This is a genomic window from Streptomyces sp. NPDC007157 (genome assembly GCF_040634235.1).
In the GTDB taxonomy this organism is placed as follows: Bacteria; Actinomycetota; Actinomycetes; order Streptomycetales; family Streptomycetaceae; genus Streptomyces.
Genome location: NZ_JBEYFE010000012.1, coordinates 93,960 through 109,948 on the forward strand (window position 1 = coordinate 93,960; position 15,989 = coordinate 109,948).

Genomic DNA, 15,989 nt, shown 5'->3' on the forward strand with positions numbered 1-15,989 from the left:
CAGCCACCGGATCAGCCACCGAGTCAGCCCCCGCATCAGTCCCCGGGGCGAAAAGCCTCTGGCCGGACCCCTGCCCCCGATCGGAGAATCTCCCCCATGGCACTCATCCACCGCACCACCCTCAAACCCACCAAGGTCGAACTCCTCGCCGGCTGGCTCCCCACCCGCCCCTGGTACCGCGGCCCCGCCGCACCGGAGTTGGTGAAGGCCGGCGGGTTCCGGCTGGACGACCCGGAGGGTGAGGTGGGGATCGAGTTCATGATCGTCACGGCGGGCGCGGACGCGTATCTCGTACCGCTCACCTACCGCGGCGCCCCGCTCGACGGCGCCGAGCACGCGCTCCTCGGCACCATAGAGCACGGTGTGCTCGGCACTCGCTGGGCCTACGACGGCTGCCACGACCCCGTGCTGACGGCCGGGTTGGCGGCCCTGATCGAGGGACGTGCCGCGGCGCAGGCACAGAGCATCACCGACACGCCCGACCGGGAGGTCGCCCGTGGGTACGCCGCAGCGGGCCCGCTCCCCGGCCTCGGCGCCCCCGTCGACACCGACGAGAGCACCGAGTTCGCCGTAACGGACGAGGACCTGGTCCTGCGGCTGCGGCGGGTACTGACCCCCGGCTCGCTGCCGCCCGCCGACGCGGCCGGGTACGTCACCGGAGCCTGGCAGCAGCCGGACGGCACCCGGACCAGGGCACTGTTCGCCGCTCTCGAACCTCGCTAGTCCGCGGCCGGAAGCCGGTCCCGGGCCGGGGGCTACCCCTCGGGCGGAAGCCAGACATCGGCCGGAAGCTACTCCTCGGGCAGAAGCCAGACATCGGCCGGAAGCCAGCCCCCAGACGGAAGCCGGCCCCCGGCCGGGGGCTACTCCTCGGGTGGGAAGACGGGTTCCCCGCTGTCCAGCAGGGTGATGGTGATCGCCTCCACCGGACAGTTCTCCGCCGCGTCGAGGATCCTGCCGTTGGCGTCCGTCTCCGGGTCCACGGGGTGGGACTGCATGGCGGAGTCGAGGCGGAAGGCCCCGGTGGCGCGGTTGACGCACTGGGCCGAGCCGATGCAGATCGACCGGTCGACCTCGACGTGCCAGCGGTCACCCATGGCGGCCCCTCACCCCTCCCAGCCGGCCGGGAGGTGGATCATCTTGTGTTCGAGGAACTCGCTGTAGCCCTCGGGCCCGAACTCCCGCCCCAGACCGGAGTTCTTGTAGCCGCCGAACGGACCGAGCATGTCCAGGCTGAAGGTGTTGACGGAGTAGGTGCCGGTACGGACCTGCCGCGCGACCTCGATGCCGTGCTCCACGTCCGCCGTCCACACGCTGCCGCTCAGCCCGTAGTCCGAGTCGTTCGCGATCTTCAGGGCCTCGGACTCGTCGCCGTAGGGTAGGAGGCAGATCACCGGGCCGAAGATCTCCTCCCGGGCTATCCGCATGGAGTTGTCGACGTCGCCGAAGAGGGTCGGCTCGACGTACCAGCCCTTCTCCAGACCCGCCGGACGGCCGCCGCCCGTGAGGATCTTGGCGCCTTCCTCCTGGCCGATCCGGATGTAGTCCAGGTTCCGCTGCTGCTGGCGGCGGGCGACGAGGGGGCCCACCTGGGTGGCCGGGTCGAGCGGGTCGCCGACCTTCAGGGCGCTCGCCGCTGCCGCGAGGGCGTCGGCGAACTCGTCGTAGCGGGAGCGCGGGACGAGGATGCGGGTCTGGGCGACGCACGCCTGGCCGTTGTTCATCCAGGCCGCGGGGACGATCCCGGCGACGGAGGCGGCCACATCGGCGTCCGGCAGGACGATCGCGGCCGACTTGCCGCCCAGCTCCAGGGTCACCCGGGTGAGGTTCCTCGCGGCCACCTCCATCACCCGCTTGCCGGCCGCGACCGAGCCGGTGAAGGAGACCTTGTCGACGCCCGGATGCGAGACGAGATACTCACTCACCTCGCGGTCCGCCGGGAGGATGGACAGCACCCCGTCCGGCAGTCCGGCCTCCTTGGTGATCTCACCGAGTATGTAGGCGTCCAGCGGCGACTCCGGGGACGGCTTGAGCACCACCGTGCAGCCGGTGAGCAGCGCGGGGGCGAGCTTGGCGGCGGCCACGAACTGCGGCACGTTCCAGGGCACGACGGCCGCCACGACCCCGACCGGCTCCCGCCGCACCAGGATCTTCCCCAGCGCCCCGTCGCGCGTCTCCTCGTACGTGAAGTCGCGTGCCACCCTGATCGCCGCGTCCCACACCATCATCGCGCCGAGCGCCTGCGCGAGCACGCTCCACGAGTACGGCGAACCGTTCTCGGAGGAGATCACCCGCGCGATCTCCTCGTGCCGTACGGCGATCGCGTCCTTGATCCGAGTGACGACCTCGACCCGCTCCGCAAGGCTCATCCGCGGCCAGGGCCCCTCGTCGAAGGCCCGCCGCGCGACCCCGACGGCCCGGTCCACGTCCGCCCGCGAGGCATGCGGCACCCGCCCGAAGACCTCCTCGGTGTGCGGCGACACCACCTCGATGACGTCCTTGCCCAGCGGGTCGGCCAACTCCCCGCCGATGAACAGCTGCCCATGTTCCAGGAACTCGGTCATGGCGCCCCGCCACCCTTCCTGACGATGTTTCAGAACTGATACCAGTTCTAGTTAAAGTAGTCCACGGACAGGACAAGAATGCCCCTGACCAGCGGTTTCCCGATGATCAGGGGCGGGTGCGAAAGCCGTGGGCCGTCAGGGGGCCGTCGGGCCCTTGTGGGCCGTCCGGTACATCTCGTCGACGGCCTTGCGTGTACGCGTCTCGCTGCTCGGCATGAGATGGGTGTAGGTGCGGAGCGTGAACCCGGCGTCGGCATGGCCGAGGTAGGCGCTCAGGGCCTTGATGCTCTCCCCGGAGTCGAGGAGCACCGAGGCGTAGAAGTGCCGTAGCGCGTGCATGCCGTCTTAGCGGGCTTCCTTGTACCGCTCCGCCACGCTGCGGCGACGAGAAGATCACGATCAGCCTCCGACACAGCCGCGGCAGCCTCTTGAGCGCGTGCGGCTACAGCCTGAGTGTGCAGCCAACGGTTCCCGAGCTGGGGAAGCAGAGACTCGGCGAGCTCGGCCGCTCCCTGCGGCGTGTCCAGTGCAGAAGGCATGCCTGGAACGGTAGCCGAGGCGAGTGCTGAGCCGACAGGCCACGATCGAGCGGTTTCGATCAATGGGTGCGGTACAACTTTCCCTACTTCATCAAGTGCGGCTCGCTCCTGTCTCCGCCCCGCTCCAGCCCGGCCGGCGCCCGTACCGCGCTCAGAGCAATCAGCCACCTGACGCCAGAGAGGGGCTACGTCGTGGCTGGGGCGGTCGGCTCCGCGGCTTTAGGCAGCCACTTTGGCGCGAGCCTCGAAGATCACGGCCCCAACGTCGTGCTTTACCGGGCAGGTCCACAGACTGCCCGACGCGCCGGAAGCTTACGGGGCCATGATCACTCGCGCCAAAGCAGCTCCAGCCCAAAGCCGCTCCGCCGACCTAGATTATTTAGCCTCACGTAGAGGCAGCGGGGGCGATAGATGATCAAGGTCGATTTCGTCACTACGTCTGTATCGCTCGAACGAGAACTCTTCGCTCGTTGAGAGATCGCCTCGGATCCGCCCTTCCTCCACAGCCGTGCGGACGGAAGAAGGCTCACTTACTGGCGGGATACACAAGGCTGCAAGTGCATCCGCGAAGCCCCCCCAAAGCCAGTACCTTTCAGCCGCACCCATGAGCTTTTCTCCGCCTTTCAAGCGGAGAGCGATCTCTGCAACCTTCCTACGAAGGTTCCCTTCGTTGTCGTAGAGCCAGCCGGCCAGATCTCCTGGAAACTCGGGGAGCTCGTCAGGTTCAAAGGAAGCAATAACACCCGGATTTAGTACGACACATAGCGTCAGGGCGTATGGGGTAGTTTTCCACCCCTCTTCGCACTCCAAGCGGAGTGAAACGACATGATCAAGTGCCCATCCTACCGGACTGTCGAGATTCCCGTCCTTTCCCTCGACAATTTTTTGCAGAGGTCGAAGCCAAGGGACAACTTCGTCAGGAAAGGCGAACCGCGAAAAGCGTCTTCCCACCCTTTGGCCAAAACGTCTCACGTCATCGATCTGCAAGACACCCGGCCGAGCACTGACCTGCGAAAGAATAGATTTATCGAGAGTTGCCACAAAAGTGAGGTCGGCGAAGCTTTTTTCGCCCAACTCGGGAATGTGGACAAGGTTGGGCTGCCGCCCGTTTCTTGCAGGCTTAGCGTCGATATCGTTGAGTGAGATGATGCGAGCCACGTGCAGGGTGGGGCGTTTCCGAAGAACGAGGTCGCACGTCTGCGTAACTACTACTACACCTTCAGGAGTAGGCTCTTCGCGAACGAGACCATCATTTGTCAAGACGGGAACGTATGCGAGATCAAGTACGTCGCCCTGTCGATATTTATCCAGATCGTCCGGCATGGATGCCGTCGGTATGGACTGAACTTCAGCGGAGGTCGATTCTGAGATCCTTCGCCCCAGGCTGAAGATCCTTTTTATCAGCGAGGGTGCGCGCCTGACACTTGATTCACCACCGGGCTGCTGCCTCGGTGTACGGCCTTGCTCACCCATGCTGCGGCGAACCCCCGACGTTCAGTCAGCATCCTGTCCAATTAGCTGGCTTGCAGTGTAGCCGACTTCATTAACTACTGTCCCAGACGGACGATGCCGAGCCTTGAACGCCTCCACGGGGCTAGGCCCGTTGGGGTTGGGTGCAAGGAGCCAGGTGCGCACGCGTTCAGGACTTCTAACGGGTGCACGGTGAACCAACGTGGCAAGGTTGGTGACCAGCTCGACATGACGAGCATTCATCCGGCCGCCAGAAGCCCACAGGTGCACGGACCGGCGGCTCACCCCGAGGATCTTGCCAAGTTGCTCCCACGTCAGCCCAGACTGGTCGTGCAGCTCTCGGATGAGTTCAGCGGTGTCTGGTTTGGGGGTGTCCTCGCCTTCAGCGTTGGGCGCATCACTGGCCGTGCCGCTGACGGAAACATCACCAATCGGAACGCTGAATTCCGCTACGGCGTCGATTGGGCGAGTCGTATGGTCGCCCAAGGTCAGGGCATCAGCCGACGGAGCACCGATAAAGCAGGACGTCGTCATGGACGCTGCAAGGATGAGGCCCGTAGCCCAGATCCTGGGAGCAGGATGCACTGGATGCGATGCGGTGTAAGGAAGCGCGCTTGAGGTCGATTCAACGTCAAGGTCCCAAGCCGAACCGTCTCCGGCCGCAGTGCTGATCTCGATCATACGTCGCCCCCAAATTCTCTTAGGAATTTCAGAGTGACAGCCCACCTGAGGAACCGATAGGACCTCTCTGCAAGTTGCAATGCCTCAGCCTGGATGGCTGCAGGCGAAGAACCGCTTACTCCGCCCTGTCGATATGCATCTAGATCGAGAACATAGCTGCGCTCTGGAATTACTGGCAAACCAGGATCGAAGCCGGAATTCTCGGGAAGGTTGCCCCACTGGGCAACTAGTCCCGTGCCGTCATTTAGAAGAAATGAGGCTTGTGAGACCGCATGCTGCAATTGGGCGTTGCCGAGTGATGCAGAGGAGAGGCCAAGGATTTCCGAACGGAAGAGATCTCCTAGGTGAAGCAAGGAGGTGCCTGTGAGCTGGTTGGTGTATCGGACTCCAATCCGATCGAACGAAGGAATCGCCGCGATTCGCTGCAATACTTCCACCACGGAAAGCAATTCCTTGCAAAAATCCCCGCGACCGACATAAGCGGTCGTTTCAAGGGAAATTGCCCCATTTGTCAGTGTAACCGTTCTGGTCTTATCTGCTGACCTCAAACGCCAAACGGTCTGTGACGTGGGCTGTGAGGCTACCTGTCCTCCGCCTACGAGGAGATTGAGCTCAGTAGACGAATCAGAGTATGGGTATGCGTCGCTTAGTGCCGCAGCGAACGCATCGGATGCCGACGGCGACTGCAGTACGGACATGCGTTCGAATCGAAGCTGGGATAGCACCCTCACGAGGGGTGCATCCGGCAGACGTACTTCTTCGTACGGCTCGTCGCCGAACGGTTGGCTAAGTTGACGGGCTCCCATACTTCACACGTTACTTCACACTGGAGGTCGCCGTCACGAGGGTTGCTGGAACCTTTGGGCTAGCTGGGTGTATGATCCGCGGCTCTGGTTGACGTCTCTCGCTGTTGATCGTGGGGGTCCGCGCACGTCAGTCAACGCATGCCACGCTGGCAGCGATGCAGTCTTACGTCTCCTGCCCAATATGCAGGCGTCATTCACGGGCGCTAGCACCCACCGGGTTCAGACTGCCGACGTCAGTAGTCTGGCGTCCTTCGGCGTTGCCGGCCTTCAGGCCGCCCAGTGGCGGTAAGCACCGTGGGAGCCTGGTCCACCGCACCACAGCCGCACCAGATAGGGCGGGGAACCACGGTGAAAGCGGTCGAGCGCGAGGAGGTCTCTTCTGGGCCGTTCCCCCAGGTCAGCACCCGAACCGCCCCCAAACGCTCGCAGCTCCCAAGCTGATGTCACGAGCTACGCAGGCCAGGGACGCTCCGTCAGCGTCGACCAGTAACCTGCGACGATCAGCCGTGGCACGCCTGGAGGCTTCGTGGAAGCTACCGCTCTCGTCAGTCCTGATCGGTTGTGGTCAGCGCAGGAGGTCTTGATGCGCCCGAGCCCTGTCCCAGCGACGGCAGGAGTCTACGGGTGGCACTTCAAGCAATCTCCCTATGCGGACCTGGACGCCGGGCGCCTTCTGTATGTCGGGATAGCCCCGCGGCACATGGCGAACCGCGCCAGCACCCAGAACCTGCGCAAGCGGGTGCGTTACCACTACCGGGGCAACGCGGCCGGCTCAACGCTGCGGCTCACCCTCGGATGTCTGCTCGGACTTGAGCTGCGCCGCGTGGGCAGCGGTAAGCGAATGACCTTCGGCAAGTCCGGCGAAGCCAGCCTGAGCCAGTGGATGGCGGACAACGCGCGAGTGTGCTGGATCGAGCAGAGCGAACCATGGGACCTGGAGTCCCAGCTCATCTCTCAGCTCGACCTACCGTTGAACCTCGACCAGAACCGCCACAACGCGTTTCACAGTCACCTGAAGGAGCTACGGGCCCAAGCACGCCATCGAGCCCGAGAGTTGCCCATCAGCGCGTAGTCCGCCGAACGGGCCGCCGCGCCCCTGTCTGGGCCGTCCCTGGGCCGTCCGAGGTCGCTCGACAGCGGCCAAGGACGACCAACGACGACCACCAGGCGCACGAGCCCGCCGCCCCTGACCAGCAAAAACCCAGCTCACCCAGATCCCCGGCAACACCCAGGGCAAGAAGAAGTAGCCCCCACATGTAACTCCACTCGGCTTCCCACTCTCTCCGTAGGTGTCTGCCAGGCCAACATCGCACTCAGTCGGTGGCGAAGAGAGCCTGGCTCTGTGTTCTACTCCGGTGCGCCACAGCGAGCAGTGGTGAGGGACGCGGGGTGGGCTACAGGACCTCGGCGGGTGATTTTGCTGTTTTTTACTCACGGGACGTCGTATGTTCCTACGCTTGGCCTCCAGCAGCTTTGGGTGACGGGCAGTCAGGAGTGTTCGTGAGCGCGGAGATCGTTCAGTTGGTAGAGGAGGCCGGGCCGTATCTGTCGGCTGCGGTGGGCGCGTACGGGGCAGCGGTGCTCGTGCGAGCCGGAGGCGTGATGGTGGATGCTGCCGTCGAGGGCACGGCGGGGTTGGGGCGGCGGATTCTTCAGCTCGTGTGGCACCGGCGGGACGAGGAGGGCCGGGCGGCGCTGGAGTCGGCGGTGCGGGAGGCCGCCGAGGAGCCGGAGGACGCGGATGCGGCGGCCGCGCTGCGGCAGCAGATCAAGCGAGCTCTGCGGGAGGACGCGGAGCTGGCACGTGAGCTGGCGGCGCTGCTGCCAGCGCAGGGTGGGTTGACGGTGAACGTATCGGGGACGCGGGCGATCGGCGCGCAGCACATCGGTATCGCGGCTTCCGGTGACAACACTGCGATCCATCCGCCGCGGCAGTGAGCACGCCAGCCCCGCGGGAGCCAGCCCGGGTGAACGTGTCCGGGGAGCGGCCGATCGGGGCCGAGTCGATCCAGGTCGCGGTCAGCGGCGACAACACACGGGTCGTGGTCCTGCCGAAAGAGGCCGTGAACTCGGCCCAGACCGTGACAGCGCCAACGCTGGCCGGGTTCCTGCCGAGAGCGACATCAGGGGTGTTCGTCGGCCGTGAGCGGGAGCTGACCGAGCTGCGGAAGAGGCTGACGGGCGAGGGCTCCGTGGCGGTGGTGCAGCCGCAGCGGACGTCGGCGCAGACGATCACCGGGCTCGGAGGCGTGGGCAAGAGCGCTTTGGCCCTGCACTACGCCGCCCGCTACCGCAGCACCTACACACTGGTGTGGTGGATCACCGCCGACTCCCCCGAGTCGATCCTGACCAGCCTCGCCGGGATCACCGAACGGCTGTGCCCGCAATGGGCCAACACCGCCGAGCCGGACGAGCGGGCGGCATGGGCGATCACCTGGCTCCAGGCCCACCCCGGCTGGCTGCTGATCTTTGACAACGTCGAGGACCCCGAACACCTCGGCCCCTACCTGGGCACCCTGCCCACCGGACACCACCTGGCCACCAGTCGCAGGGCCACCGGATGGCACGCCCTGGCCCCCGTCCTGTCCTTGGGTCTGCTACCTCCGGACGAGGCGACCGACCTACTGTGTGCCATCGCCTTCCAGAACGGTGCCGCCAGTGGCCGCCAGCGCGAGGCGGCAAAGCGGCTCGCCGAAGACCTCGGGCGGCTGCCCCTGGCCCTGGAACAGGCCGGCGCCTACGCCTACCGCACCGGTACCGACCTCGACACTTACCGCACCTCTCTCGCCCTCGTCCTGGACGACGACCGCGACGTCCCAAGCCCAGAGCGGACCATTGCCCGGATCTGGGACCACACCCTCACCGCCATCACCGACCGAGACCCCCTGGCCGTCACCCTCCTGCACGCCATGGCATGGCTGGCCCCCGACGACATCCCCCGCACCCTCCTCTCGCCCCTCGCTCCCAACCCGATCGTCCTGGGCAACGCCCTGGGTGAACTGCACAGCTACAACATGATCGGTTTCACCGCCGACCGCCAAGGCGTCACCGTCCACCGACTCGTCCAGACCGTGCTACGCAACCGCACCCCTCCCCAACCACAGAACGGCACCCACCCCCCGGCCCCCGGCCGCACGGAGGCCGAACAAGCCGTCCGGCACGCCCTGCCCACCCCACCCCAGGACTCGCAGCCCGAAGACACCCCCCTGTGGGAACGCCTGCTCCCCCACATCCTCGCCCTGGCCGAGTCCACACCAGCAGACACCACCGCCTCCGCCGAAACCGCCGACACCTATCTCCAGGCCGCCCAGTACCTGTACCGGCAAGGCCGCGACGCCCACAGCACCACACTGCGCACAGAGGTTCTCACCCAGTGCGAGGAGGCCCTCGGAGACGCCCACCCCGACACACTGACCGCTCGTAGCAACCTTGCTGGCGCCTATTGGTCGGCAGGAAATCTAGGAGAGGCAATTTCGTTGATGGAAAATTCTGTCGCCCGGTGTGAGCAGGTGTTCGGCGAGACCCATCGCGAGACTCTGGTCAGCCGCAGCAATCTTGCCAGTGCTTACCAACAGGCGGGGAAGTCCAAGCTGGCCATTCCATTGATGGAGACCAACGTCGCCCAGTGCGAGCAGGTGCTCGGCGACACCCACCTCGACACCCTGATCAGCCGCGGAAATCTCGCTGTTGCTCTTTACGAAGCGATGGATCTGCAAAGGGCAATTTTATTGATGGAGACTAACGTCGCCCAGTGCGAGCAGGTGCTCGGCGACACCCACCCACAGACCCTCACCAGCCGCAACAACCTCGCCAACATCTACCAGCAGATAGGGAATATGGAACAGGCGATTTCGTTGATGGAGACTAACGTCGACCAGTGCGAGCAGGTGCTCGGCGACACGCACCCCGACACCTTGGTCAGGCGCAACAACCTCGCCATGGCTTACGAGCGGGCGGGATACCTCGAACAAGCAATTCTGCTGTGCGAGACCACTCTGGCCCAGCGCGAGCAGATACTCGGCGACACCCACCCTCAAACCCTGATTAGCCGCAACAACCTCGCCATCGCTTACGAGCGGGCGGGATACCTCGAACGAGCAATCCCGCTATACCAAACCACACTCGCGCAGCGCGAGCAGGTACTCGGCGGCAACCATCCCCACACCGTGCAAAGCCGCATCAACCTCGCCCATGCTCTCCGAGCCCAGGCTGCACCGTGAAGCAAGTAGTCCTAGTGTCGCGTCCCACATTCGACGTCGGATGTACAACTCGCCGCCAACTCATCAGTGGTCATCGAGCCGTGGACCATCCGTGACTGGTTCCCCCTGGTCTGCCATTGGCAGGGGCGTGACCTGCTGCGTTGCCCGAGACCCAAGCGGCCTCCGAAGTCGCGGGCGCGACAACCCAGCCGGTGAACTATGCGACGACGCGGCATCATGTGAGTGTCCAACTGCGTGACAACGCCTGCGAACACCGGCGGACAAGCGCGAACGTCTGCGGACCACCAGCGCAGGTGAAGAGGACACCACCTCAAGGGCAGAGCCCCATCCAAGTTGCTTCGAGACGAAGAGGTCATCGCGCAAGGTGCAACCCATCGCATCCTCCGTCGAGACTTGCTCTGGTTGACGGCCGACAGCGTGGCCCAGGCCGGTAGGGGTATAGCGAGGCACACGCGCCTGCGCGGTCGGCTGACCCGCCATCGTGGCGGACTGTCGTCGGCTGAGGCTCAGACACTCCTGGGCCCAGCTCCGCCAAGGAACGTTCGAGACGAAGGCACTGTGCCATTCGCGTGCCAGATCCGGTGGGGAATCACGGGGAACAGCGGGAACTCGCCCCGGGTACGACCAGGACTCCAGCATCACTCCGCCGCAGGTCAGCGCAGCAACCGTCGCCAAGAAACCCAAGCTTCCCAAGCTGATGGTCCGACAGCTCAGTACGGCCGCGGAATCTCTTGCTCATCCAACGCAGCCTCGTACCGCGTCAGCAGAGCATCCAGGTTCGCCAGAAGAAGGCCGGCACAGTCTCGAGTCTCATCCACGTCACCCCGCGCACATGCCTCCGCCGCCTCGACCACGTCACCGCGCGGGATGCGAAGAGAGTCGCCCTACATCACGACCCTGGGAAACCGTCTACCCGGCATGCGAACCACAGCATCGTTGACGCCATTGGTGAACAACTCGACCTCTATGCACTCCATCGGCCCATCCATCCTGACGTGATCAGTTAGAATTCCTAACGAAATGATCTTTGGCGTCAGAGGTCGAAGTCTGGCGAGGAAGCAACACGGCTGGTCCGGAGCACCTGGGCAAGGGTCGAAAGCGCTTCGAAGACACCAAGGACCTCGCTGAGGAACTCGAGATACGTCATCCCTGAGGGGCTCTCATCGCTGACGACGCGGCCTGTCTGGAGGTCGTGATGTGCTGTCGCGTGCCCAATCGTGTTCCGGCGGCGATTATTGAGCAAGCTCTCAAATGATTCCCATCCTGGCACTTGTGCCACATATGCAATCTTGTAGGCATTGGATAGTCTGTCGAACTTATCGAGGTTCTTGGGGCGCTGCTTCTCGGGTACACGGTCGGGGTGGACGTTGCCGAAGTCGTCAGGGTTCCCGCGCTTCACCGAGTTCTGAGCTGCGACGAGCGGCCACAGGCACTTACATGCGAGCTCGAATCCGTGCTGGTAGAGGTCCCTCACCAGCGAGAACTCGTCACGATAGAGCACTAGTTCGTCGAAGGCATCCTTGTCGCCCGGCCCGAAGAACCTCCCGAGGAGCCCCATCTCCCAGGACTCGTGATGCTCTACGAAACGGTTCAACTCGGTGAAGACATCTCGCTCCAGACTCGCCGAGGACTGTCCTCGACGCCGAAAGGTCAGAAGGTGATCCCTGTGTCGTTCGATCGCTGCCGAGTGCTTCCGCGAGAATCGGCTGATCACGTTCGCGCTGGTGGTCCCCGTGGTCCCCGTGATCACCGTCGTCACTGTTCCCATGGCCTGGTAAGCGACAGTCGTTCGCTCGTGGCTCGTGCTCGGTTGCCGTTTGAGCCCAAGCTGCTGCTGTGCGATGCGAGCGAACATATCGGTGTTGCCCTGGAGATAGTACTGAAACAGCATGCGAACCTTGGGCCACATGACTTGGCCCGCCTCGAGCGCCGCATGCCGTTCGGACCTGAACTCCATGAAGGTGTCGTCGCCGAGGGCCTGGACGAGCGTCAGCGTTGGGAAGGCCCCGTTCGGGGTGAACGAGTCGGCATCGTAGCGCGACGGCACAAACGGATTGATAGTCACGACGCGTGTATCAGGAGATTCTGGCGCGGAGCCGCTCAGCACCTCGCACTCGATGTCGATACGGTGGTTTTGGAGCTCAGTGCCCGACATCGAGCCTCGGATCGGCAGTCCGCAATGCGGGCACGGCAGATAGAAGCGCGTTCCGCGGGTCGGTTCCACGCCCAGCCGGGCGACGAATGCTTCGCCACATCCGTGGCACTTGAGGTGATAGCCGGAGATCACGGGACCAAGCTACTCCGTCTCGACGTGCCCCCGCTCTCTAATTGATGATGGCACGAGGGACCGACACCATCAGGGCGTGAAGGTCGGCCCCCGCTCCGTCTCAGTTTCCGTCTCATTCAGCGCCGTTCAAGACCGTTCAGGCGAAACCACGAGTCGGCTGCAACCCACGAGCGGCCTCCCATGAACCCAGCTGAACACCCCTGCACGCGACCCACCGCCCCACCAACACAGTTGGAAAGCGTGCGCCCTACGTCACGTTTCCTGGACGGGCCCTGCGCCGCCTGAAGCAGCGCGCTAGCATCCCGCATGCCCATTCCATGGAGATCCAGCGTGGACGTCTTCGCGCGCATCTTGAAGCAGCGTGCGATCGAGCCCGATGCCGTACGCGATGTCGACGCCGCCTGGGATGCCTTCGGCGAGTTCCTCCAGATCGAGGTCCAAGGGATCGAGCGGACCGAGAACGACGGTGACGGCTTCATCGTCGAGTGGGGCAGGTGGGGCTGGAACGACGACCAACCTTCGCTGTCCTTCGGGCGACTGCTTGCCGTCAACGATGCCAGCGACCGTGATGACCCCGACTGGCAGCCGGAGTACTGGAAAGTGGAGCTGCAGCTCATCTTCGCCGAGGACCCGGCGTGGGCGGATATTGACAGCTTGGGACATCAAGACACCGGGTTCGACTACGACGAGATCGGAGCGCCCAGGACGGCTGCGCTGGGAGAGATGCGTCGGTTCATCGAGTCCTACCCTCAGTTGGCTGCCATGTGGCGAGCCGAGCCCACTCGCAGCGGCTTGGCCCTTGAGCAAGCGGGGTAGCTGCCGCGCCCCGTACAGCACGGAAGTACAGCAACCACAGCGACCGCCTCCGTCCAGTAGCCACCGTGCAGGACCGCGCAGCAACCACAATGACCGTTTCTGACCGATCCACTTTGAGCTACGGATCAGAAGGCTTGTGAAATCCACGGCTGACATCAACGAGGGCGAACAGACACGGACCCCGGCACTGATCGACGGGCCGACCAGGGCGAGATAGCACCCGCGAGCAGGACCGAACCGCGCGCGTGATCGAACTCCTAATGCGGTGGTCACACGGCGGCGCCACCGACGGCAGTGACGGCGGTGCTGGCGGCAACGACGGCGGACGGCAGCGGCACTCGGCAACCCGGCACGGTGCCGGCATAGAACGAGCGGACCGCCTCACCAGGGCATGCCCGCATCTTCTAAGCGCCGGACCACAGATGCCGTACAGCAGTCAGTGCAGCAACCACCGCTTCGCGGGCTGGGCCGTATCTGGGCCGTCCGGCAGTGACCAACGTCGACAAGCGGCGACAGGTGGTGCGGACATCAGCGCAGGTCAGCCCAACATCCCATAGTGTCGGTCGACTTGAGCACCCATTGAAACCAGTTCTAGTTATAGTGAGCAATGGCCGTGAGGCGGTGCGGGGGCGGAGGGCGACGAATGGCGAACAGTCAGGGCGAGCGGGACGAGTCCGCGGCGGTGCGGCCGGAGGTGACCGTTCACGATCACGGCGGGGGCGTACGGTCCGTCGAGGTTCCCATTCCGGACAATCCCCTCGGCCACACGCTGGTGTACGTCGTGGACACCGATCGTGGGCCGGTCCTTGTCGACACCGGCTGGGACGATCCCGGGTCGTGGGACGTGCTGGTGGCGGGGCTGGCGGCGTGCGGTGCGGGGGTCGGCGAGGTGCACGGGGTCGTCATCACCCACCATCACCCCGATCACCACGGGCTGTCGGGGCGGGTGCGGGACGCCTCCGGGGCCTGGATCGCCATGCACGCGGCCGACGCGGCCATCGTGCGGCGGGCCCGGGAGACCCGGCCCGAGCGGTGGTTCACCTACATGGCGGCGAAGCTGACGGCCGCCGGTGCGCCCGAGGAACACGTGGCACCGCTGCACGGCGGACCCCGGCGACGCAGCTCTCCGCCGGGCCTGTCCCCCGCCCTTCCCGACCGGGAGATCCTCCCCGGTGAACTGCTCGGCCTGCCCGGCCGCCGGCTGCGCGCCATCTGGACGCCGGGGCACACGCCCGGCCATGTCTGCCTGCACCTGGAGGAAGAGCACCCGGCCCGGCTCCCGGGCCTGGGGCGCCTGTTCTCCGGCGACCATCTGCTCCCCGAGATCACCCCGCACATCGGTCTCTACGAGGATCCCGACGACGCGACCGTCACCGACCCCCTCGGCGACTACCTCGACTCCCTGGAACGCATCGGCCGTCTCGCCCCCGCCGAGGTCCTCCCGGCCCACCAGTACACCTTCACCGACGCGCCGGCACGGGTACGGGAGCTCCTGGCCCACCACGAGGAACGCCTCACCGCCCTCCGCACCCTCCTGCAACAGCCCCTGACTCTCTGGGAGCTGGCGGTACGCATGGAGTGGAACCGGCCCTGGGAGCAGATCCCCTACGGATCGCGGAACATCGCCGTCTCGGAGGCGGAGGCCCATCTGCGGCGCCTGGTGAAACTGGGGCTCGTGGAGCCGGTGACGGGGAGCGAGCCGGCCACCTACGTGGCGGTGTAGCGGAGCCCCCCGCCGTCAGGCGTGTCGGGCACGAGGACGGACGGATACCTCCTGTCACAGCGGCCCGCCGGCGGTCCTCGGAGTCGTAGGACGGACCCGTTCAGACCTGGTTGGCGGGCTGGTTGACGGCCGCCTCGGATGTGATCAGCATCTCCGCCAGGTCGGCGAGGGTGGTGAGTTGGCGTGCGTTCATCTGCGGGGCGCGGGCGGCCAGCCGGACCAGGCCGCTCTCGCGCAGCCGGGACAGCGGGTCGGCCTGTGCCTCCAGCCCCTGCAACACCGGCTGGAGCGCCTCGTACAGTGCCTCGGGCTCGTCGGCGGTGAAGAAGCCGGGCGGCAGCCCGAAGAACCTCCTCAGCCGGTCGGTGTGTTCGAGGCCCGGCATGCCGCTCTTGCGCCACTCGCTCAGCCACTGCCTGCTGGTGCCGGCGATCGCCGCCAGCTCGCCCAGCGAGTACCGCTTGCCGTCGGGCCGGCGCCGGTTCTCACGGATGAAGTCCAGCCGCTGCCGCACCCGTTCGGCCAGCCCCGCCTCGGGCGCGGTCCCGCCGGCGAGCAGTTCGGCGACGGTCCCGACGGGGATCCCGGTGCGGTGGGACAGATCGGCCACGTCCAGCACCTCGGACAGCCGCCCGGGCCGTCCGGTCAGCTCCCCGAGCCGTGCCAGTACGCCGGTCAGCGGGGCATGGGCGTCACTCACCAAGGTCCCCCAGGAGACACGTCGTTGACCGATCGGTCAGCCGAGCAGTCGGTCGGCCGAGCAGACGCGAGGCTATCGAATTCCCCCATCCGGCCACCAGACATGACAAGGGTCACTGCGGAACGGGGCAGCAATCGTTGACATATGACGACTCGCCAGAAAGGATCGGGAACGATCACGTCA

The 15,989-nt window shown here is 65.4% G+C and carries 13 protein-coding genes and 1 pseudogene; 6 read left to right on the plus strand and 8 right to left on the minus strand.

The features are described 5' to 3' along the window. Positions 1–96 precede the first annotated feature (96 nt). The gene (locus tag ABZ642_RS22595) at positions 97–723 is read left to right on the plus strand and encodes a 1,4-alpha-glucan branching protein (RefSeq protein WP_360486836.1); all 627 of its coding nucleotides are present in this window, start codon (positions 97–99) and stop codon (positions 721–723) included. Between the two features lie 140 nt (positions 724–863). Here the strand turns inward: ABZ642_RS22595 and ABZ642_RS22600 are convergent, their stop codons facing one another. From ABZ642_RS22600 to ABZ642_RS22625, 6 genes and pseudogenes are all read right to left on the minus strand, one after another. Beyond that, on the minus strand, positions 864–1,097 hold the full coding sequence (locus tag ABZ642_RS22600) for a ferredoxin (RefSeq protein ID WP_360486839.1): 234 nt from the start codon (positions 1,095–1,097) through the stop codon (positions 864–866). A gap of 9 nt (positions 1,098–1,106) precedes the next feature. After that, positions 1,107–2,564, minus strand: coding sequence for an aldehyde dehydrogenase (locus ABZ642_RS22605; RefSeq protein WP_360486842.1), 1,458 nt, complete (start codon positions 2,562–2,564; stop codon positions 1,107–1,109). 135 nt (positions 2,565–2,699) lie between these two features. Beyond that, positions 2,700–2,909 (minus strand): annotated as a pseudogene (locus tag ABZ642_RS22610) (tyrosine-type recombinase/integrase); the annotation flags it as partial. Positions 2,910–3,478: 569 nt separating this feature from the next. Further along, positions 3,479–4,426 (minus strand): hypothetical protein, encoded by a 948-nt coding sequence (locus tag ABZ642_RS22615; RefSeq protein ID WP_360486845.1) that lies wholly within the window; start codon positions 4,424–4,426, stop codon positions 3,479–3,481. 171 nt (positions 4,427–4,597) lie between these two features. Next, complete coding sequence (locus ABZ642_RS22620) at positions 4,598–5,254, minus strand: helix-turn-helix transcriptional regulator (RefSeq protein ID WP_360486848.1); 657 nt, start codon at positions 5,252–5,254, stop codon at positions 4,598–4,600. Continuing rightward, on the minus strand, positions 5,251–6,060 hold the full coding sequence (locus tag ABZ642_RS22625) for a TIGR04255 family protein (protein WP_360486851.1): 810 nt from the start codon (positions 6,058–6,060) through the stop codon (positions 5,251–5,253). The genes ABZ642_RS22620 and ABZ642_RS22625 overlap by 4 nt, the downstream gene beginning before the upstream one ends. A gap of 700 nt (positions 6,061–6,760) precedes the next feature. Here ABZ642_RS22625 and ABZ642_RS22630 point away from each other — a divergent pair. The 3 genes from ABZ642_RS22630 to ABZ642_RS22640 all read left to right on the plus strand — a co-directional run bounded on the left by ABZ642_RS22630 (position 6,761) and on the right by ABZ642_RS22640 (position 10,280). After that, positions 6,761–7,132, plus strand: coding sequence for a GIY-YIG nuclease family protein (locus tag ABZ642_RS22630; RefSeq protein ID WP_360486854.1), 372 nt, complete (start codon positions 6,761–6,763; stop codon positions 7,130–7,132). A 428-nt stretch (positions 7,133–7,560) separates the two neighbouring features. Further along, on the plus strand, positions 7,561–7,998 hold the full coding sequence (locus ABZ642_RS22635) for a hypothetical protein (RefSeq protein ID WP_360486857.1): 438 nt from the start codon (positions 7,561–7,563) through the stop codon (positions 7,996–7,998). 29 nt (positions 7,999–8,027) lie between these two features. After that, a complete protein-coding gene (locus tag ABZ642_RS22640) occupies positions 8,028–10,280 on the plus strand; it encodes a tetratricopeptide repeat protein (RefSeq protein WP_360486860.1) in 2,253 nt (750 codons plus the stop codon). A 1,033-nt stretch (positions 10,281–11,313) separates the two neighbouring features. Here the strand turns inward: ABZ642_RS22640 and ABZ642_RS22645 are convergent. Beyond that, positions 11,314–12,567: a hypothetical protein gene (locus ABZ642_RS22645; protein WP_360486863.1), complete on the minus strand. Its 1,254-nt coding sequence runs from the start codon at positions 12,565–12,567 to the stop codon at positions 11,314–11,316. Between the two features lie 330 nt (positions 12,568–12,897). Between ABZ642_RS22645 and ABZ642_RS22650 the strand changes: the two genes are divergently transcribed. Then, the gene (locus ABZ642_RS22650) at positions 12,898–13,383 is read left to right on the plus strand and encodes a hypothetical protein (RefSeq protein ID WP_360486866.1); all 486 of its coding nucleotides are present in this window, start codon (positions 12,898–12,900) and stop codon (positions 13,381–13,383) included. Between the two features lie 643 nt (positions 13,384–14,026). Further along, complete coding sequence (locus tag ABZ642_RS22655) at positions 14,027–15,106, plus strand: MBL fold metallo-hydrolase (RefSeq protein ID WP_360486869.1); 1,080 nt, start codon at positions 14,027–14,029, stop codon at positions 15,104–15,106. Positions 15,107–15,206: 100 nt separating this feature from the next. On the opposite strand, the gene ABZ642_RS22660 is transcribed toward ABZ642_RS22655, so the two are convergent. After that, a complete protein-coding gene (locus ABZ642_RS22660) occupies positions 15,207–15,806 on the minus strand; it encodes an XRE family transcriptional regulator (protein ID WP_360486872.1) in 600 nt (199 codons plus the stop codon). Positions 15,807–15,989: the final 183 nt, after the last annotated feature.